Below are 20,312 nucleotides of genomic sequence, written 5' to 3' on the forward strand. Positions count from 1 at the left end.
ATCTGCGGAGTTGCTGGATGAGTGGTCGGTGGCCATTGGTCAAAGCCCTTATTGAGCCTGGTAGCTACTCCATGGCCGCATAGTTACACATGAACAAAGCGCACTACGACACTTTGGAATGCACCCAATGTAAGTACAAAGGATTAATATTTGCATTTGCCCTTATTACTGAAAATCCTGTCGAACAAATTTGCCCGTGTAGTTCTTCGGGAACAACGGCTATGGCTTTCCGTGTCGGGCGGCAAGTCGAAATTATTATATCATATGCTTGTACTAATTTTCTTGCTCTCGATGGGGCTTCGGCTCCCGTTAAATCTTGACTTCTTGCGATTTCACCAGTTTCGATGTCAACGCTCGAAATATCTATATATTGAAAAGTTTCGTCAGGGTTTTTTGTTGGGTCTTTCTTCGCCTTTACAACTTCTGCAACGTCAATAACTTTCTTTAAAGAAGATGGGTCAAAAGACTTTATCAACTCTGACGGCTCATGGAAGTCAAAATCCCATCTTTCTTCTTTTATTAGTGATTTTTGATGAACAATTAAATTTTTCATTTCCAGCCGATTTCTTTGTGAAACAATTCAATAATTTGGTCAACCTCTGTACCTGCTTTTTCCCTTCCTGTAGCGTCATACCCTAAGTTTTCGGCTTCCAATAAAAGTGCTTTACTATCAGGATTTGGTGCTTCTTTTTCGTTGAGTTTTCTAAAAATGCAAAGTGATGTTTTTACCATTGCTCCATAAGCATTAAATGCTTCCTCTGGTAAACTGATAATCGCTTTTATTTCTGCAACTTGCTCAACCCACTTCCTTACAAATTTTGCGTTTTTATTTTTTAGTAGCCCATCAGGTAAAACGATTGCCATTCTTCCACCAGGTTTTAGAAACTGAAACGACCTTTCTAAACCTAAAATTTCTAACGGCAATGACTTTTTCTTTGCTCCTAAATTAAAACGACCTACCATTTCTTTCACTTCGCTACGCATGATGCTACCAAATGGCGGATTTGTAACAATCATACTAAAAACTGCTGGGTCAGAATTACCATCGTCTCTAAGAGCTAATATGTCGGGATAGTTTTCAAAACTTAAAAGTGCGTCAAGGTTTCTAATGTTTGTGTGTCCATCATCATGAAGTAACATATCTGTCATTGCAATTCTTACCATCCTTTCGGATTTTTCAATCCCGTGCAGATGGAAAAACTTAAACTCGTACATGTCTGCTTCCTTGATGCTTTCGCCATAATTTTTTACAACATAATCAAGGCAACTTGTTAGAAAGTGTCCTGACCCACAAAATGGGTCTAAAATCATATCCGAGGGTGATGGTTGTAAAATTCCTGTAGCAATTTTTACAATTGGGTCAGGTGTAAAATACTGCCCCATTCCAGCCCGAATAGCTGAACTTAAAACATTCTGAAATGCAATGCCCTTTACATCGGTTGGTGTATCTACTAAAGAATACTTTTGCAGCTTTTCAACTATTGCGTAAACTGCTGCATCACTAAGTCGGATTTGATTTTTGAATACACCTCTCGACCGTTCGTAGTTTGGAATTCGTTTAGAATAAACTTCCAATTCTGCATTTCTCGCTTCTTCATAAAGAACACGAATATTGGATGCAACTTCTGACGGGTTACTTGCACCATAGATTTGAAATTTAAATTCTGCTTTGTCACCTTGTTTTAGGGTCTTCTTTTCGTCGTAGATTTTTACATAAATGATTTTAGAAAGTTCATCTAAAGCTTCGTCCGCATGAAGACCATCTATGTCACGAATAATGCTATGACTATCAAATAAAAGCCTTTCGTAGTCTTTATTAATTGGCGTTAATCCAGTTTTGGTTTTATCTCCTGTAGCTGGAATTTCCCTTACAAGTTTTACTTGATTGGCTTGAGCGCCACCGAAAGAATAAATATCTGGTATATACTCAAAATCGTTTGGGTCAATTTTTTTCCGTAAACTTCTTACTCTGTCACCGTCAGTAACTAAGCCTATTGTTGCTGTATGGGTCGAGGCAAGATATGTTTCGAGTTGCCGTTCTGCTTCGTTGAATTCATCTTCGGAAATTCCTCTTTTTTTAACCTCTACATAGATAAATGTTCTGCGTGTATCGTTTTTAATTGAAATATCAGCTTCTTTCTCTGTTGAACCCATTTTTACAGGTTCTTCAATAACAATTTTCTCACCGAGCCATTCTTTGGGATACTGATATTCTGTCAACAGTTGTCTTAATGCCCATTGTCTAACAAATTCTTCAATTATATACTCTGCACCATCGTAAGTTCCCTTAGCGTCAAAATATTCTTTTGCTCTTCGCTTGCAGTCAAGTACGTCGCCATGTGTGTTGAATAACCAGTTGTTTGGGTCTATGTGATAAAATGAACCGATTTTAGCCATTAATGGTTGTCTTTTTTTGAGTTGGCAATTTAGTCAAAGTAAGCTGTGCGGCAGCGGAATTTTGGCTCTTTTGCAAGGTTGGCTTCTGTGTATCGGCTTTTGTGCCTTGCAAATGTGCCAAAATGTGCGGTGGGCTGTTGAGGTTTACTGTCCACCTACGAACAGCGAGATGTTGCAAATAGGGTTGCAGGTAACTCGTAAATATGCGAAAGTTTTGTCGTACTTTTTGTATTTATTTGTACTTTATAGGGAATGTATAGTACTTTTAATGTCGTACTTATTTCTTGACTCCCTTTCGCGATAGACGTTTTGCTTGGCGGAAGTTACTCGTTTTTCAGGTTCAACGAGTCAAATGGGCTCTTAATTTTTTCAAGTGTTCGGTTGCTTACATGTGTATAGCGTAAGGTCGTTTTGATGTCGTTGTGGCCGAGTAACTCTTGAATAAGTTTAATGTCTGTACCTGCCTCATGTAAGTGTGTTGCATAACTATGTCTCAGACTGTGGAAAGTTACAGGTTGGTGAATTTTAGCAGCATTTTTGGCTCGGTGGAAAATCTGTTGTAAGCTTCTTGTGCTGTACGGCTCACCGGGATATTGACCCTCAAAAAGCCATTCTTGGGGTTTATATACTAGATAGTAGCGCCGAAGCAGCTCCAAGATGCCTTCCGATAAAGCTACCGTGCGGTCTTTTTTTCCCTTGGCACCTTTGATGTTGATAGCCATGCGGGCTGAGTGAATATCTCTGATTTTCAAATTCACTACTTCGCTTACTCGTAGTCCGGCTGAGTATGCTAAAAACAGCATTGTCTGGTGCTTCAAGTTCTCTAATTTTAAAAAGAGCTTTTCTATCTGACTTATCGCCAAGACATTTGGTAATAGCACCTTTTTCTTCGGCCGGGGTATCTCAATAAACATTTGCTGACGGCTCAACACCTGCTCAAAGTAAAACTTCACCGCATTAATCCGGCTATTCAGCGTATTCTCAGATAGTTTCAAGGTATTGACGCAATACAGAAAGTAGCTGCGCAGTCGGTCGGGATTTAGCGAATCAACCGGAGTCGCTTTCAGAACATACAGGAGCTGCGCAAACTCATTGCGGTAGGTCTGGAGGGTACTGGCGCTGTAGGCTTTGAGTTGCAGCGTTTCGATTAGTCTCAGAAGAGCCGGCTGATTGACCGGGTGTATCTGGGCCAGTACCTCTTTCCCAACTAAAACGGGTTCCAGTCCGAATTTCTGTCGGTAGAACGGATTATCGGTTACGTACCAGGCCTTTTTGGACGAACTCCACCGTGCACCAGCCAGTTTCCGGACCCGTTCGTTTAGTTGCTTGTCTGGCTCGAAACAGATGAAAATAACGGATTTGCCGTGGTGCTGGGCCGATTCGTAGCGAACCTGGGGGTGTCTGGGTTTTGGATTATCGGTCGGTTCACTCATCCTCTGTATTACCGACTTTTTTATCCAGCATAATGATTTGGTCGGCAACGATTTCTGTAACATACCGGGTGCGGCCTTCTTTGTCTTCAAATTGCCGGTTTTTTAATTTACCCTCCACGTAAACCATACTTCCTTTCCGTAGGTACTTATGCGTCAGTTCCGCCAGACTTCGCCATAGCACAATAGAATGCCAGTCTGTAGTATGATGTACGTGTCCGTTTTTGTCTTTGTAAGCTTCTGTAGTGGCCAGCGAAAATTTGGCAACTCCTACATTTCCTTCAAGTTGCTGATAGTCCGGGTCGGCACCGAGATTGCCGATGAGGGTTACTTTATTGAGTCCGCGCATAATACTGTCCTTATTGACGATGGTAAAGTCTGTTGTCCACCGTTTAGACGTTCCTGCGAACACAACGTTACCTGCCAATCTCCATCAACTGAATATTCCGCCACCGTACTTCCAGGGGGCGCTCCACTTTGGTGCCGTGGACCTGTAGGGCAATAAAGCCGCTGGCGTCGACGGTATCGCGGATGCTGGCGGTGGGTACGCCGTTGACGGAGACGCTTAGCATAGGACCGTTGGCTTCGATGCGGTATTTGTTCCAGCCGTATTTGTTGAAGGCTTTCTGGCCGGCGGGTTTTTTGGTCAGGTCGGCCAGCCAGCCGCGCCGGGCTTCGTCGTAGATACCCCCGCTCCAGGCTCGGACCAATTATTGGTTTTCCTTACTTTTTCTATTTATGTCGAGTTGTTCAAGGTCGATAATGTCCTTAGATCTGGCGTTTGTCTTTTTGTCCGAGATCAGATCTTCATAGCTTATAAAAGGAATTTCGGTGTCGTTCAGCGTTACTATTTCCTTTTTATTGAAAGATGATCGGAAGTTCAAGGGAGCTTTCACTTCGGGTAAAAAATCAAGTGTAAACGTTTCAAATTCATATCTGAAAAATGACCTTTTGGGATTAGGTGTTTGCTCTTCTTTAAACTTTGATACGTCCTGCCCTAAATCTTCCAATGCGTCCAGAAGTTTAAAGTAGTTGTCATACGTTGGGTTAAACCAAAAATCCAAATCAGGTTTGGCTGCTCTTTCACCCGCTTCATTTTTGGAAGGCCGATAGTAACCATGCAGCGCAACTGCGGTCCCACCAACAATTATGTACTCTACTGAAAACGTATTAAGCGTTCTGCATACCGTTAAGATGTTATCAGTCAGGCTGCCTTCCCTTATCTGTTTTGGTCTGCTTTTTCCTGGAATGTTCTTTTTGCAGCTCTTTTATGAAAGCTTCAAACTCTGAAAAAGGAGCGTCTTTACTCCGGTCATCAGCACTGCCTGACTGCTCATCTAATTTCAAAGCGTCAAAATTTGTGTATTTTTTCAGTTCTGCCATATGGGTAAAGGCTCGTAATCACCTGCAACACCTTCCTGGAGGAGCAGGAGAACTCTGGGGTAATTTAATCCTTTTCCAGGTTTAACGAGTTGAACAGGCTTATAATTTTTTCGAGTGGCCGGTTACTTGTAGGCGTGTAGGGCAACGTAGTTTATTGCCGGTGTCGTTACGGTACCCCCTTGCTTCCGCTTCTTCCCCTTGCCATTTCACCCGCAAATCAATAGGTTTGTTAGTTGACTTTTCCTGACTCTATGCGATACTTTATCATCTTCCTGATTATCCTGATGTACAGCGGGCCGACCCAATCCCCGCGCCCCCTCTCGGCCGAGCACAAAAAGGCGCTGGCGTCTTTTCAACTGATAGAGGGCTTCCGTATTGAGCTGGTGGCCGCCGAGCCGCTGGTGGCCGATCCGGTGGCGATGGAGGTGGACGAACGCGGCCGGATGTACGTCGTGGAGATGCCGGGATACCCGCTCGACCTGGGCAAAAGCGGCAAAGTAAAACTCCTGAAAGATACCAACGGCGATGGCTACCCGGACAAAAGCGTGGTCTTTGCCGACCAGTTTACCCTACCCACGGGCGTGATGCGCTGGCAGAAAGGCATTATCGTCACCGATGCCCCCGATGTCTGGTACCTGGAAGATACTAACGGCGACGATAAAGCCGATGTCCGCAAAAAACTGCTGACCGGCTTTGCACTGTCCAATCCGCAGCATAACCTCAATACCCCCGTTTTCGGGCTCGACAACTGGATTTACCTGGCGCACGAAGGCGAGGTAACGCCCTTTGTGTACAAGAAAGAGTTCGGCGACAAAGGCTCCGAAATCCGCTTCCCCGACAATCCTAACGCGCCGGTGCTGGCCCGCAACGCCCACGGCCGCAACGTCCGGTTCCGGCCGGATACCTACGAACTGGAAGAACTGGCCGGCAAGACGCAGTACGGCCAGACGTTTGACCCCTGGGGGCATCAACTCGGTACGTCCAATGCCGACCACCTGTTTCATGAGGTGCTGGCCGCCCGCTACATCGCCCGCAACCCGAACCTGCTGGTGCCCGATGCCACCCAGCACATACCCGACCACGGCAATGCCGCCGAGGTGTACCCCATCACCGAAAACCCCAACGACCAGTTGCTCACCGACCGGGGGGTGATTACTTCCTCGTGCGGGGTAACCTGGTATAATGGCGGGGCCTTTGGCGAGCGGTTCAACAACGTAACCTTCGTGGGCGAGCCCTCGCACAATCTGGTTCATGCCGATGTCATCACCGATAAGGGAGCCAGTTTTGTGGCCAGCCGGCTGCTGGAGAAGAAGGAATTTCTGGCGTCGAAAGATAGCTGGTTCCGGCCGGTCAGCTTTTACGTCGGGCCGGAGGGCGCCTTGTACGTCATCGACTACTACCGCCAGAGCATCGAGCATCCGGAGTGGATGTCGGAAGAGATGGTTAAGTCGGGCACGATGTACAACGGCAAAGACAAAGGCCGCATTTACCGCATTGTACCCGAAAAAGGCCTGCCCATGAACTGGCTGGGTAAACTCCGGCTCGACCGGATGTCGGGCGACGACCTGGTCGACCTGCTGCAAAGCCCGAACGGCTGGTACCGGCGCACGGCCCAGCGGCTATTGTACCAGCGGCAGGACAAGGCCGTGGTGAAGCCCCTGAAACGACTAACGGAACTCGCTAAGCGACCTGAAGCCAAAGTCCACGCGCTCTGGCTGCTCGACGGGCTGAAAAGTGTCGATACGGATGTTCTTTTACGCTGCCTGCGGGCTAAAGAGCCGGGCGTGCGGGAAAACGCCATACGGGTGGCGGAGCGACAGCCGTCGCTATTGACCGATAAGAGGCTGACTGATGCGTTGCTGGCGATGCAGGCTGACCCGTCGGCGAAGGTGCGGTTTCAGGCGTTGTGTACGTTGGGCGACCTGACCGTCGCGGGTATGGACGAGGCTCGGGTGGCTATTCTGAAACAGGATATTGACGATAAATGGGCGGCACTGGCGGCACTGACCTCGGCGGCCGGGCAGGAATGGGAACTGTACCAAGTGGCCTTGCGGGAGTTTGGCAACGCACCGTCGCCCGAGAAAAAGGAATTCTTTGCCTACCTCGGCGCGACCATGGCCAATAAAAAAACGGACAGCGAAGTGCCCAAACTGCTGGCGAGCCTGACCGAATCGGGGCCAAATAGTCCGGCCTGGGTGCAGTCGGCGGTGTTGTCGGGCGTAGCGCGGCTGTGGCAGTCGAGGGGCGTGACCGTAGCACTAACCGATGCAAACCGGCAGGCGTTACTGCCCGATTTCAGCCGGTCGACGGCTCCGGACCTGCTCTCAGTCAAAATGGACTTGCTGCGGCTGGTGGGGTTGCCCAAGACGGAAGCGGTACGGGTGCAGGCGGAGAAAGCCGCTACGCTGGCGATCGATGCGGGGCAGCCGGAAGGCGTTCGGTCGGCGGCCGTGCGGTTGCTGGCGCTGTATAACCCACAGGCGTACCAGAACCTGCTGGAGCGGCTGGTGATTGACCCGAATCCCGACGGAATCCGGAAAGCCGCTTTTGAGTCCATCAGCCAGGTGTCCGGGCCGCAGGCGTGTGCCCTGGCTCTGCGCGACTGGACCAAACTTAGCCCGGACGTAAAACAAACGGCGGTTGGGGTTTTCCTGCGCAATGCCGGGCAGATTCATAGCCTGCTCGACGCCATCGACCAGCAGAAAGTCGCCCGCACGGACCTTACCTGGCCGCAGATGGTGCGGCTGATGAACTACTACGATGCCGACATCCGCGCCCACGCCCGAAAAGTGCTGGCGGTGGCCGAAGACCGAAAAGCCGTGGTGCAGCGGTACATGACGGCCCTGAACCAGCAAGGCGATGCCGGGCGGGGTAAGCAGGTGTTTCAGCAGGTGTGCAGCGCCTGCCATCAGATGGGCGGTAAAAACGGGCAGGCCTTCGGGCCGGATCTGGCGTCGCTCCGGAACCGCAATCCGCACAGCATCCTGACCGAGATTCTGCACCCCAACAACTCCATCGCCGACGGCTACGATTACTGCACCGTCACGCTCAGGAACGGCAAACAAACGGCCGGTATCATCGCCAACGAAACCGCCACGGCCGTAACGCTCCGCCTGGCCGGTGGCAGCGAAACGGTCATTGCCCGGTCGGACATCGCCGGCATCGACAAGGCGCAGACGTCCGCCATGCCGGTAGGGCTGGAAGCCAGCATCAGCGTCGCCCAAATGGCCGATTTGCTGGCGTATATCCGGCAGCAGTAGGCGGGACTATGATTTCGGATTGGGGATTTCGGATTGCGGCTGGTGCGATGTAGGGTGATTTTGGCCTATAATCGTTTGGCGGTCATGGCGATTGGATCCTCGATAATTTGTGACTTTGGATTATGACAGTAGAAACCATCATACGCGAACTGGATAAACTGCCGCTAACTGAGAAGATTCTGGTGATTGAACGGACCTTGAAGTCTATAAGGACTGAAAAGCAAAAAAGCTTGAAAACAGCCGTTGACACATTGTATGAGGATTATAAAAATGACAAAGACTTAATCGCATTCACCCAACTGGATAACGAGCCGTTCTATGAGACAAGGGCTTTGATGCATGGCTGATTTGATACATCCGGCAGTCGCGTAGCGACCCAATGTTTGTAGCATTCAACAACCACGCAAGTCCCAGCGTGCCGCAGGTACGCTCCTAAATAGCCCTGTTTGTGGCGTAAATTGATTTTAAAGAATTGAGCGAGCCATTTTGGCTTGCCCTTACAGGGCAGCGAGCAGGGCACGAATAGGCTGGGGCTACAAACCGCTGACCCCTCCGGGGTAAGAAGATGCGCTTAGTACCCCAGAGGGGTCAGCGGTTTGTAGTCATGTCACCTATATCAAACGCACTCCCTGCCCTGTAGGGGCAAGCCTATTTTTGCACGGTTATTTGCTTATAATCAATACGCGACAAGAGAACCAGCCAAAAAACTCGCAACAAAACCTGAAAAAGGTGAAATTTGGCTTATTCCCCTCGCCCCAATCTGAACTGAACATTGAATAGCCACAAACAGTCATAAGCGGCTTTGTGTAAAGGACGATGAATAAGAAATTGACAGTAGTGCTTACTTGTTGTTGGCCTGAAAAGCCCCCGCCAAAGCCTGAATCGTTGGGGAATAGTTGGCCGTTTTGTAGCAGATAGCGGCTTGTATCGCTACTTCGGTGAAGGGTGTACCGTCGGGGTTGATCAGCGCTTTGCAGACCACACCTTTGATGTTTGTCGCATCGTAAAAGGTGGGTACCATCGCCACACCGATACCCAGGCTGACCAGTCCGCTGAGCAGTTCAATAGAGGATACCTCCTGAACAATAGCGGCTTCGCGGCTGAATCCGGCCTGTCGGCAAATGCGTTCGATATCGTCGTAGACGGTGTGGATGGAGCGCTTAATGTCCACCCATTTCTCGTTCTTTAACTGCGCTACCTGGAGAGCGTCTTCCTGCGCCAGCGGGTGGTTTTCCGAAAGCATGACTTTCAGATAGCCGGTTTTCAGCGGAACGGCCCGGAGTTGGTCGTATTTCAGGGGTAGCAGGGTTACGCCCAAATCAATAGCATCGTCGAAAACCGCATCCTGCACCGCCATCGGGGTTGGGAGTTCAATCAGCTTAATCTCCAGGTCAGGGAAGAGCCGGGAGCTGATTTCGACCAGTTCCAGAATCCGTTCCCGAATCATCATCCGGTAAACGCCCATGTTGATAACCCGCTGCTGCAAACCGGTTCGGCGGGCGGTCTCGACGGCTTTTTCGGCGAGTTGCAAAATGCGTTTGGCTTCGACCAGCAGACCCGAACCCGCTTCGGTCAGCTCCACCTTGCGGAGTTGTGTCCGCTTGACCCGCACGAATAGCTCCACGCCGATTTCGGCTTCCAGGATTTGAATCTGCTGACTCAGGGCGGGCTGGGATACAAATAGTTTTTCGGCCGCCCGGCCAAAATGCAATTCCTCCGCAACCCCCACAAAATACCGTAACTGCCGTAGCTCCATCTCAAAACCGGAGAGTGCATTCTCCAATAAGTAAAACTTATTACAATATTATAAAACACGATTAGATTTTGCTAACAGGATTTTAGATTTTTGCCGGATACCCGGTACGCTATGAACCCTACTGTTCTATTCGTCGCTATGCTTATGATCATCAGCCAGCAGGCTCTCGCCCAAAAACCGGATAGGAGAGTAGCACCCCAACTGGAATTTGTCTGCGAACTCCGGGTGAAAATAGCCAATCCGTATGTCGTTGGCGAAACCCCGCACGGTCTGCGCCGGATTATCCCGATTATAGGCGGAACGTTTGAAGGCCCGAAACTGAAAGGTGATATCCTGACCGGCGGTGCCGATTGGCAGATTGTCCGGAAAGACGGTGTGGCCGAGCTGGAAGCGCATTATCAGTTGAAAACGGACGATGGCGTCATCATCTACATCAAGAACACCGGCCTGCGCGTCGCCACGCCCGAAGTAGCCGCCCGTATTGGCCGGGGAGAGCCGGTAAGTCCGAGTGAGTATTACTTCCGGGCGGCACCGAAGTTTGAAGCACCGGCCGGTAAATACGAGTGGATGAATAACGCTATTTTCATTTGTACGGCTCTACGTAACCCCGATAGCGTCATTATCAACGTCTGGAAAGTGCTTTAACCTCTTAATCAAACCCCCTATGGCAGATAAATCGACGTTTCTGGAAGTTGACCAGCAGGAGGAAATTCTGTTCGTGAAAATCAATCGTCCGGAAAAGCGGAATGCCATCAGTGATGAACTGATTATGGCGCTGGAGGCTGTTTTTTCGGCTATTCCGGCGGGTGTCAGATGCGCCGTTCTGCACGGCGAAGGACCGCATTTCAGCGCCGGTCTTGACCTGTCTGAACTGCAGGAGCGGACGGTGGTGGAGGGGCTGCACCATTCGCGCATGTGGCATAGGGCGCTGGACCGCATTCAGTTCGGTACCGTGCCGGTGGTGGCGGTTTTGACAGGTGCCTGTGTGGGCGGAGGACTGGAAATTGCCGCTGCCTGCCATATCCGCGTGGCCGAACAGACCACGTTTTACGCCCTGCCGGAAGGCCAGCGAGGCATCTTCGTGGGCGGAGGGGCCTCGGTGCGGTTACCCAAGCTGATTGGCATGGCGCGGATGTCGGATATGATGTTTACCGGCCGGGTCATACAGGCGGAGGAAGGCGTAGCGATGGGTTTTTCTCAGTATCTGGCGGCAGAAGGGGAGGGCCTGACGCAAGGCCTTGAACTGGCCAAACGAATCGCGCAGAACGCCGAAATGACCAATTACGCCCTGATGCACGTCTTGCCGCGCATTGCCGATTCGGCGCAGTCGGAGGGCTTGTTGCTGGAATCTCTGATGGCGGCCATTGCGCAATCCTCGCCCGAAGCCAAGCAGCGGTTAGCTGATTTTCTGGAAGGGAGGGCGAAGAAAATAGTTTAAACTGTTCAAAGTTCCATGTTCCAGGTTCCAGCGGGGCCGCCCGGCGGTTAACTGCGCCAGCAACTTGAAACCTTAAACCTGAAACCCGAAACGTTACAAATGCCTGCCCCTTTCAAACAAATAGCCTTTGGTCCGACCCGCACCCGGAAGGAAGTGAGCCCCGATGGCTCCATTCACCTGCGCCTGGAGCAGCCGCTGGCACCGTTCCCCAAAAAGCTGACGGAGAAGCTGGTGTACTGGGCCGACCGGCAACCCGATAAGCTCTTTCTGGCCCGGCGCAACAAACAGGGAGACTGGGTAACCCTATCTTACCGCCAGACGCTCGACCGGGTTCGCTCCATTGCCCAATATTTGCTGAATCTGGGGCTGACGGCCAATGAAACCATCGTAATCTTATCCGAAAACAGCCTCGAACACGCCCTGCTGGCCCTGGCTGCCGTGCATATCGGTATTCCGTATTCGCCGATCTCACCGCCTTACTCGCTGGTATCCGCCGATTTGGAGCGGTTGAAACACTGCCTGCAACTGATGACGCCCAAAGTCATTTTTGCGCAGAACGGCCGGGTGTACGCCCGAGCCTCGCAGTTGGCCCAATCGCTGTTCCCATCGGTAACCATTATCACGGCTGAAGAAGGCGACGCCGTCGATTTTTCGGACATAATGGCCGTTGAACCCACCCACACCGTTGACGAGGCTTTTGCCGGCGTGAGGCCGGACGGGGTGGCGAAGGTCCTGTTTACATCCGGCTCAACCGGCTTGCCGAAAGGCGTAATCAATACCCACCAGATGTGGTGCGCCAACCTGCAGCAGATTACGCAGGTGTTTCCGTTTATGGCCGATAAGCCCCCTGTATTCATCGACTGGCTGCCCTGGAACCATACCTTCGGCGGAAATCACAACTTCGGACTGGCGCTTTATCATGGCGGCACCCTATACCTGGACGACGGCAAGCCGACCGCGCAGGGCATCGAAACAACGGTGCAGAACTTACGCGAGATTTCCCCGACGGCCTACTTCAACGTACCAAAGGGCTTCGAAATGCTAATTCCGTACTTTGAGCGGGAGCCGGAACTCCGTCGGACATTTTTCAAAAACCTGAGCATGTTATTCTATGCCGGAGCCAGTCTGGCTCAGCCGGTCTGGAACCGCTGGGAGGAGTTGGCCGTCGAAACCATTGGCGAACGAGTTCCCATTATCACCGGCCTGGGCTGCACGGAGTCAGGTCCTTCGGCGATGTTTGCCAACTGGGGCGGCAGCTTTTCGGGCTTGCTGGGCGTACCGGTAGCGGGTATGCAGGTTAAGCTGGTGCCCAATGGCGACAAGCTGGAAGCCCGGTACAAAGCGCCCAACGTGACACCCGGCTACTGGCGTAACGAGGAAGCGACCCGCAGCGCCTTTGATGAAGAAGGCTATTACAAAACCGGCGATGCCGTGAAATTTCTGGACGAAAACAACCCGGATAAGGGCCTGGTCTTCGACGGCCGCATTGCCGAAGACTTCAAACTCTCGACCGGTACCTGGGTGAATGTGGGGGCGATGAAAGCCAAAGTTATCGCGGCCGGCTCACCCGTGGTGCAGGATGTGGTGATTGCCGGCCTGGACCGTGAATACGTAGGAGCTATCCTGTTCCTCAATCCGGATGCCTGCAGGCAACTGTGCCGCCTGTCGTCAGAGGTTCCGGCGAAAGAGGCTTTTCAGCACCCGACAGTAAAAGCGTATATCGATCAGTTTCTGGTAACGATAAACCAGACCGCCACCGGCAGTGCCACGCGGGTAGAGCGGGCCGTGGTGGCCCTCGACCCGCCCTCTATCGACCTGGGTGAAATTACCGATAAAGGCTCGCTGAACCAGCGGGCCATCCTGCGGCACCGGGCCAGTCTGGTAGACGAACTCTACCAGCCCGAGTCAACCAATCAACCATTGAACCAATTAACCAATGAAAACACCCCCGTTTAGAGCCGATCATGTCGGTAGTTTATTGAGAACCCCCGAAGTCAAAGAAAACCGGCTGAAATGGAAGCGGGGGGAAATTTCGGCTGAGGAGTTACGGGCCATTGAAGACCAGGCCATTGCCGAGACGGTCAAAAAGCTGGAGTCGACCGGAATGCGAGCCATTACCGATGGGGAGTTCCGCCGGGATTATTTCCATCTCGACTTCCTAAAGGAACTGGCGGGTGTAACGGTAACGGGCGGCATTGACGCGAACCCCCACGCCAAAGTTGCCGAGGACGGATTTAAGCCGCCGGTCCTGAGCGTTACCGGCAAGCTGAAACACGTGAAGGATATTCAGGTCGACGATTTCAATTACCTCAAATCGGTGGTGACGCAAACGCCGAAGGTGTCGATACCCTCGCCGACCATGATTCACTTCCGGGGTGGGCGCAAATCCATCGATATTCATTCGTACCCGGATATGGATGAGTTCTTTCATGACCTGGCCGTAGCGTATCGCGAAGAAATCGACCACTTGTACCAGGCCGGGCTGCGTTACCTGCAACTGGACGATACCAACCTGGCGTACCTCTGCGACCCCAAAATGCGGGCGGCCGCCGTGGACCGGGGCGAAGACCCGAACGAGCTGCCCCGAACGTACGCGGCCTTAATCAATTCGGTCATCGATGGCCGTCCGGATGACCTGACCGTGGGTATCCACCTGTGCCGGGGTAACTACCGCAGCACCTGGTTTGCCGAGGGTGGTTACGAGCCCGTGGCCGAAGTGCTGTTCAACACCATCAACGTCGATGGCTATTTTCTGGAGTACGACGATGAGCGGTCGGGTGATTTTGCCCCACTGCGCTTTGTGCCGGAGAACAAAATGGTGGTGCTGGGTATCATTTCCTCGAAAGTGCGGGAACTGGAAGACATGGACGATTTGCGCCGGCGCATCGACGAAGCGGCCCAGTACATGCCGCTGGAAAACATGTGTGTGAGTCCGCAGTGCGGCTTTTCGTCTACCCACCACGGCAACGACCTGACCTACGACGACCAGTGGCGAAAGATTGAACTCGTTGTGAATACGGCTACTAAGGTTTGGGGGACCCCCTAAATGGTCATTGAGTGATTGAGTGAAGGTGCTCCGCTCATTGAACCACTCAATCACTCATTCATTCAATCACTCAATCTTGAATTATGCTAAAATCCCTACTCCTCAGCCTCTGCATAACTGGCAGCGCGTTTGCCCAGGGGCCGGTTGCCCGGATTGATTCCGGGAACATCAACGGAGCCCGTTACCGCATTCTCTTTCCCGAAAACTGGAGAGGAAAGCTGGTAATGTATGCTCATGGGTATGAATTTATGGGGGCTAAACCCCGGCAGAGTCAAAACCCCCAATTTCTGAACAGCATGAAACCCTTCCTGGAGAGAGGCTTTGCCGTGGCTGCTTCGGATTACCGGGACCAGGGGTTTGTGCTGCCGCAGGCGGTAGATGATACCGAAGCGTTGCGGCAGTACTTCTTCAAAAAGTATGGTAAACCAGACTCGACCTTTATGGTCGGGCATTCGATGGGCGGGGGCATTACGCTGGCGATTCTGGAGAATTATGGTGGTAATTATCTGGGCGGGTTGCCGCTGTGTCCATTTTCGAGCCGGCCGTATCTGCAATGCCGCAAGGAGTTTGATATGTACGCGACTTTTAACGGACTGTTTCCGGGTATTGCTACGCCATTGAGTGAGATATTCGACCTGTCGAAACCCTACCAGGCTCAGCCTATGCAGTCAATGGTGCCCAAAGCCATGGCTATCCGAAAGGCAATTGTGGCTAAAGATTCGGCTTTGGCGATGGCCTTTGCCCGGCGATTCGACCTGCAACTGGATGATTTGCCGATGTCGCTGTTCTTTAACGAGAATGTCCTGCGAGACATCGCGCAGAAAGCTAAAGGCAATCCGTTCGACAACATGAACACCGTCTACAGTGGTTTTCCGAATGACCTGGAGGTGAACCGGAAAGCAGAGCGACTGGCGGCTACCGTCGACCCGGCGGTGCTGTTCGGGAAGTACGACCGGACGGGCAATATCAATAAACCCGTCGTGCTGATGCATACGCTTTACGATCAGTTGATCCCGCCGGCGTATGGCGTGACTAATTTCGAAAACATGGTGCATCAGCAGGGAAAAGGCCAGTTCTTTACGGTCAGGTACACCAACGGCCGGGGACATTGCAATTTTACCCCCCAGCAAACGGGGAAGGCGTTTGATGAACTGCGTAGCTGGGTGAAAACAGGCGTGAAGGTCAAAGCTGGTTTTATAGACTAATTGGGTATGATTGACATCGAAAAAATCACCGCCATCGACGTACACACGCATGCCGAAGCATCGTGCCGGCAGCCGCACGACGATTTTCGGCCGGAACTGGACGAGGCTTTTTCCAAATACTTTAAATCCGACCATCGCCCAACCATTCAGGAAACGGCGGATTATTACCGGGAGCGGAATATGGCGTTCGTGATGTTCACCGTCGATTCGGAGTTCAATGTGGGCAAGCGCCGGATTCCGAATGAAGAGGTGGCCGAAGGGGCGCAGAAGAACGCCGATGTGATGATTGCCTTTGCCAGTATCGACCCGCACAAGGGGCGGATGGGTGCCCGCGAAGCCCGTAATCTGATTGAGAATTATGGCGTCAAAGGCTTTAAATTTCACCCGACGGTGCAGGGCTTTTACCCCAACGACCGGATGGCGTATCACCTCTACGAAGTCATTGCCGAATACCGCCTGCCGATGCTGTTCCATTCGGGCCATTCCGGGTTCGGGTCGGGCGTGCGCGGGGGCGGGGGCCTGCGGCTGGAATACTCCAACCCGATTCACCTCGACGATGTGGCCATCGACTTCCCGGACAACCCCATCATCATTGCGCACCCAAGCTGGCCGTGGCAGGATGAAGCGTTGTCAGTTGCGATGCACAAACCAAATATCTATATTGACCTCAGCGGCTGGTCGCCGAAGTATTTTCCGAAGCAGTTGGTTCAGTATGCCAACACCATGCTGAAAGACCGGATGCTTTTCGGGACCGATTTCCCCCTGATTACGCCCGACCGCTGGATTAAGGATTTCGCCGACGCCGGTTTTCGGGAGGAGGTAAAACCCTTGATTCTGAAAGAGAATGCCATTCGGATGCTGGGTCTGAAATAGCCGGTGCCTAGTGCCTAAACCCTTTTATGCATGGAAATCAGTTCGAAACCCCTCATGGACCAGCGGCCGATTACGCAGCTTCAATACGCAACGGTCGTCATTTGCTTCCTGATGAACATGCTCGATGGCATGGACGTGATGGTCATCTCGTATGCCGCGCCCGCCATTGCCAAAGCCTGGAGCGTCAGCCCCGAAGCCCTGGGCATTGTATTCAGTTCCGGCCTGTTCGGTATGACCTTTGGTGCCTTGTTCCTGGCCCCTTATGCCGATTCAATCGGCCGAAAAACCATGATTCTGGTAAGTGCAGCCATCATGGGAGTAAGCATATACCTGACCGCTTATTCAACCTCCGTTATTGCGCTGATTGCCTTTCGGTTCATCAGCGGCCTGGGTATCGGCTGTATGCTGGCGAGTACGGCCGCCCTTGCTGCCGAGTACACGCCGGACAAAACCAGGGATTTCTGGGTGAGTTTTGTGGTGTCGGGCTATCCTGTCGGTGCCGTGGCATCGGGTCTGGTAGCCGCCAAGGTCATTCCGCAGTACGGCTGGCAGTCGATGTTCCAACTGGCGGGAGTGGCTACGCTGCTGGCCTTGCCGCTGGTGTATTTTCTGCTGGCGGAGTCGCTGGAGTTTTACCTCAAATCGCAACCCCGGCGGGCGCTGGAGAAAGCCAACGGCATTCTGGTTCGCATGGGATTCGGCCCATTGGAGGCTCTTCCGGCCAAACCGGCAACGCGGCAGGGTATCCCCCTGAATTCACTGATGGACAGCGAGTATAAACTGCCGACCATTCAGTTGTGGATGGCCTTGTTTCTGGCTTTTGCGACCTTGTATTTCCTGACGAGCTGGATTCCCAAACTGGCTTCCAACGCCGGTCTCTCGGTTGAACTGGCCATCTATGCCGGTACGGTTTTCAACGTAGGGGCTTTCTTCGGTATCATTACACAGGGGTATTTCTCCAGCCGGTACGGGCTCAAAAAGACAATTGGCGTTATCCTGATTCTGACGGGTGTACTGATGGCGGCTTTCCAGCTATTCATCGGCTCATCGGTGCTGCTTTTCGTCTTTGCGCTGCTGGGGTTTGGTATTCAGGGAGGCTTTGTGGGCTTGTATGCGGTGGCCGCCCGCATGTACCCAACCGAGTTCCGCACGACCGGCGTGGGCTACTCCATCGGCATCGGCCGGCTCGGCGGTATTATTGGTCCGGCTATTGGGGGAGTTCTGATTGGGATGGGATTATCCATGGTCGCCAACTTCCTGATTTACGCCATTCCAACGGTCTTTGCCGGAATTATGACGATGTATATTTCGTCGAAGAAAATCAATTGAGACAATCGTTACAGTTCCAGCAGAATGAGGTTTAGGCCGTTAATCTTTACGAAGTCCGAATCGAAAGTCAGCAGGGGTATACCCAGAAATAAGGCTGTTGCGGCAATAATAGCGTCGGGGAGCTTAACGCGATGGCGTTTGCGAATACCAATAGTGAGTTCCTTAATGGCCGGACCTAATTCAATAAGGCGACAATTTTCGTCATGAAGGAAGAATCGAATATACCTCTCGCTTGCTTCATCAAGTTGAGAAAAACTTAACAACTCGATTTCGGTAATTACGAAGATATATAGAGTTTGGCCCGCAATGGCATTTATAATTTTCTCATTCCCATTGAAAAAGTAGATGAGTGAGTTCGTATCGACAAGAATTGAATCAGTCCCACTCATCTCTTACTCGTTTCTGGAAGGTAAGGCCGTCAACGGGAAATTTAATCTTACCCGCATATTTCTTCGGGTCGAAGCCTTTGCCGGTGGGTCGGGGCTGGTTGGCAATGGTTTTCAGCGCTTCATCAATGGCCGAAGCCGGAGCATCTTTTTTAATTCGAATTACCATACCTTGTTGCGGTTTTAACAAATATACGTAAAGCAACTCATTTTTGAGTATAACAATTCAAATGCTTCAACTGATTCAAAACGCCACGCATAACGCCGAATTGACAGCCGTTATTTCGGATGGTCAATCGTACTCCTACCAGCAACTACTAGATGCTTCAGCGGATATGGCGGCTCTCTTATTGGATGCGACTACAGACCTCAACGAGGCCCGCGTAGCCTTTATGGTGACACCCGGATTTGATTACGTGCGGGTGCAGTGGGGTATCTGGCGGGCCGGGGGCGTTGCGGTTCCGCTGGCGCTGTCGTATCCGCTGCCTTCCCTGCGCTACGTTATCGAGGATACCGGGGCGCAGGTTGTAGTCGCCGACAAAACATACGCTGACGTATTAGCACCGCTGGTCGACGAAAAAGGTCTCCGGCTGATTGTGCTGGGTGAAGAGGCCCAACCTTCCAGAACCGCACAACTGCCCGAACGGGATGGGAGTCGCCGGGCCATGATTCTGTACACCAGCGGGACCACCAACCTGCCCAAAGGGGTGGTTACCACCCACGCCAACCTGGAAGCGCAGATTTCGACACTGGTGGATGTCTGGCAATGGTCAGCCAGCGACCATATTCTGTGCGTATTGCCTTTGCACCATGTTCACGGCATTGTCAATGTGGTGTCCTGTGCGCTCTGGGCCGGTGCTACGGTTGAGTTCCTGCCCAACTTCTCGGCCGAAACTGTTTTTAATATATTCCGGCAAGGCCAGGTCAACGTGTTCATGGCGGTGCCGACGATTTACTTTAAACTGATTGCTTACTGGGAAGGGCTACCGGCCGATGAACAGCAGCGCGTATCAGAAACCCTTTCCCGCTTCCGGTTGATGGTATCCGGCTCGGCAGCCTTGCCGGCGTCGGTGATGGAACGCTGGAAAGCCATCAGCGGTCATACCCTGCTGGAGCGCTACGGCATGACGGAAATCGGCATGGGTATCAGCAACCCCTATGAAGGTGAGCGCCGGACGGGGTATATCGGTATGCCCCTGCCGGATGTCAGCGTCCGGCTGGTAGATGAAGCCAATACAGAAGTGTCCGACGGGCAGCCCGGCGAGATACAAATCAAAGGTGCCAACGTCTTTCTGGAATACTGGAACCGACCCGAAGCGACCCAGAAGGCGTTTACCGACGACGGCTGGTTCCGCACCGGCGATATTGCCGTAGTCGAAGACGGGTACTACCGCATACTGGGCCGGGACTCCATCGACATCATCAAATCGGGAGGCTACAAAATCTCCGCCCTCGAAATCGAAGAAGTGCTGCGTACCCACCCCGCCATCAGCGATTGCGCCGTGGTAGGCATTCCCAACGATGAATGGGGTGAACTAATATCCGCCGTGCTCATCCTGAAAAACAAGAGTGATGATTCGGTCACCACTGCCGACATTAACACCTGGCTGCGCGAACGACTGCCCGGCTACAAACTGCCCCGGCAGTACCGCCTGGTCGACGAACTCCCCCGCAACGCCATGGGCAAAGTCACCAAGAATGAGTTGAAAACGCTTTTTACAAATGATGAATGATGAACGATAAATGGTCCCCATCACTACAAACTTCCGGTGTATTCATTCATAACCGCCGGAAAGCTACGTCGTCAGT

At 51.9% G+C, this 20,312-nt stretch carries 20 protein-coding genes; 10 read left to right on the forward strand and 10 right to left on the reverse strand.

Annotation, left to right across the window (positions count from 1 at the left end; translation table 11 throughout):
* Positions 1 to 103: 103 nt before the first annotated feature.
* From ABD931_RS00005 to ABD931_RS00035, 7 genes are all read right to left on the reverse strand, one after another.
* Positions 104 to 553, reverse strand: a complete 450-nt coding sequence (locus ABD931_RS00005; RefSeq protein ID WP_345262634.1) for a restriction endonuclease subunit S domain-containing protein — start codon at positions 551 to 553, stop codon at positions 104 to 106.
* Positions 550 to 2,397 carry a type I restriction-modification system subunit M gene (locus ABD931_RS00010; RefSeq protein WP_345262636.1) on the reverse strand — a complete coding sequence of 616 codons (1,848 nt, stop codon included), beginning with the start codon at positions 2,395 to 2,397 and terminating at the stop codon, positions 550 to 552. Before ABD931_RS00010 ends, ABD931_RS00005 begins: the two co-directional genes overlap by 4 nt.
* A 323-nt stretch (positions 2,398 to 2,720) precedes the next feature.
* Positions 2,721 to 3,830, reverse strand: coding sequence for a tyrosine-type recombinase/integrase (locus ABD931_RS00015; protein WP_345262639.1), 1,110 nt, complete (start codon positions 3,828 to 3,830; stop codon positions 2,721 to 2,723).
* On the reverse strand, positions 3,823 to 4,176 hold the full coding sequence (locus ABD931_RS00020) for a single-stranded DNA-binding protein (protein WP_345262641.1): 354 nt from the start codon (positions 4,174 to 4,176) through the stop codon (positions 3,823 to 3,825). The genes ABD931_RS00015 and ABD931_RS00020 overlap by 8 nt, the downstream gene beginning before the upstream one ends.
* 67 nt (positions 4,177 to 4,243) lie before the next feature.
* Complete coding sequence (locus ABD931_RS00025) at positions 4,244 to 4,537, reverse strand: 3-keto-disaccharide hydrolase (RefSeq protein WP_345262643.1); 294 nt, start codon at positions 4,535 to 4,537, stop codon at positions 4,244 to 4,246.
* Entirely contained in the window at positions 4,538 to 4,837 is a 300-nt protein-coding gene (locus ABD931_RS00030) for a hypothetical protein (protein WP_345262645.1), read from the reverse strand.
* 190 nt (positions 4,838 to 5,027) lie between these two features.
* Positions 5,028 to 5,210, reverse strand: coding sequence for a hypothetical protein (locus tag ABD931_RS00035; protein ID WP_345262647.1), 183 nt, complete (start codon positions 5,208 to 5,210; stop codon positions 5,028 to 5,030).
* Positions 5,211 to 5,461: 251 nt separating this feature from the next.
* Here ABD931_RS00035 and ABD931_RS00040 point away from each other — a divergent pair, with 251 nt between their 5' ends.
* Complete coding sequence (locus ABD931_RS00040) at positions 5,462 to 8,470, forward strand: PVC-type heme-binding CxxCH protein (RefSeq protein WP_345262650.1); 3,009 nt, start codon at positions 5,462 to 5,464, stop codon at positions 8,468 to 8,470.
* A gap of 122 nt (positions 8,471 to 8,592) precedes the next feature.
* The gene (locus ABD931_RS00045; RefSeq protein ID WP_345262652.1) at positions 8,593 to 8,817 is read left to right on the forward strand and encodes a hypothetical protein; all 225 of its coding nucleotides are present in this window, start codon (positions 8,593 to 8,595) and stop codon (positions 8,815 to 8,817) included.
* A 494-nt stretch (positions 8,818 to 9,311) separates the two neighbouring features.
* On the opposite strand, the gene ABD931_RS00050 is transcribed toward ABD931_RS00045, so the two are convergent.
* Positions 9,312 to 10,253 (reverse strand): LysR family transcriptional regulator, encoded by a 942-nt coding sequence (locus tag ABD931_RS00050; RefSeq protein WP_345262654.1) that lies wholly within the window; start codon positions 10,251 to 10,253, stop codon positions 9,312 to 9,314.
* Positions 10,254 to 10,337: 84 nt separating this feature from the next.
* On the opposite strand from ABD931_RS00050, the gene ABD931_RS00055 reads away from it, so the two are divergent.
* From ABD931_RS00055 to ABD931_RS00085, 7 genes are all read left to right on the forward strand, one after another.
* A complete protein-coding gene (locus tag ABD931_RS00055) occupies positions 10,338 to 10,871 on the forward strand; it encodes a DUF3237 domain-containing protein (protein WP_345262656.1) in 534 nt (177 codons plus the stop codon).
* A gap of 19 nt (positions 10,872 to 10,890) precedes the next feature.
* Positions 10,891 to 11,664, forward strand: a complete 774-nt coding sequence (locus tag ABD931_RS00060) for a crotonase/enoyl-CoA hydratase family protein (RefSeq protein ID WP_345262658.1) — start codon at positions 10,891 to 10,893, stop codon at positions 11,662 to 11,664.
* A 99-nt stretch (positions 11,665 to 11,763) separates the two neighbouring features.
* On the forward strand, positions 11,764 to 13,620 hold the full coding sequence (locus ABD931_RS00065) for a feruloyl-CoA synthase (protein ID WP_345262660.1): 1,857 nt from the start codon (positions 11,764 to 11,766) through the stop codon (positions 13,618 to 13,620).
* Positions 13,601 to 14,710, forward strand: a complete 1,110-nt coding sequence (locus tag ABD931_RS00070) for a 5-methyltetrahydropteroyltriglutamate--homocysteine S-methyltransferase (protein ID WP_345262662.1) — start codon at positions 13,601 to 13,603, stop codon at positions 14,708 to 14,710. The genes ABD931_RS00065 and ABD931_RS00070 overlap by 20 nt, the downstream gene beginning before the upstream one ends.
* Positions 14,711 to 14,793: 83 nt before the next feature.
* Complete coding sequence (locus tag ABD931_RS00075) at positions 14,794 to 15,915, forward strand: alpha/beta hydrolase (protein ID WP_345262664.1); 1,122 nt, start codon at positions 14,794 to 14,796, stop codon at positions 15,913 to 15,915.
* A 6-nt stretch (positions 15,916 to 15,921) separates the two neighbouring features.
* Entirely contained in the window at positions 15,922 to 16,788 is an 867-nt protein-coding gene (locus ABD931_RS00080; RefSeq protein WP_345262666.1) for an amidohydrolase family protein, read from the forward strand.
* Positions 16,789 to 16,818: 30 nt separating this feature from the next.
* On the forward strand, positions 16,819 to 18,117 hold the full coding sequence (locus ABD931_RS00085; RefSeq protein WP_345262668.1) for an MFS transporter: 1,299 nt from the start codon (positions 16,819 to 16,821) through the stop codon (positions 18,115 to 18,117).
* Between the two features lie 8 nt (positions 18,118 to 18,125).
* Here the strand turns inward: ABD931_RS00085 and ABD931_RS00090 are convergent, their stop codons facing one another.
* Together ABD931_RS00090 and ABD931_RS00095 are read right to left on the reverse strand one after the other, a co-directional pair.
* Positions 18,126 to 18,506, reverse strand: coding sequence for a type II toxin-antitoxin system VapC family toxin (locus ABD931_RS00090; protein ID WP_345262670.1), 381 nt, complete (start codon positions 18,504 to 18,506; stop codon positions 18,126 to 18,128).
* Entirely contained in the window at positions 18,493 to 18,672 is a 180-nt protein-coding gene (locus ABD931_RS00095; RefSeq protein WP_345262672.1) for a hypothetical protein, read from the reverse strand. Before ABD931_RS00095 ends, ABD931_RS00090 begins: the two co-directional genes overlap by 14 nt.
* Before the next feature lie 61 nt (positions 18,673 to 18,733).
* Between ABD931_RS00095 and ABD931_RS00100 the strand changes: the two genes are divergently transcribed.
* Positions 18,734 to 20,236: an acyl-CoA synthetase gene (locus ABD931_RS00100; protein ID WP_345262674.1), complete on the forward strand. Its 1,503-nt coding sequence runs from the start codon at positions 18,734 to 18,736 to the stop codon at positions 20,234 to 20,236.
* The last annotated feature ends 76 nt before the right edge of the window (positions 20,237 to 20,312 follow it).

This window comes from Nibrella viscosa (genome assembly GCF_039541875.1).
In the GTDB taxonomy this organism is placed as follows: domain Bacteria; phylum Bacteroidota; class Bacteroidia; order Cytophagales; family Spirosomataceae; genus Nibrella; species Nibrella viscosa.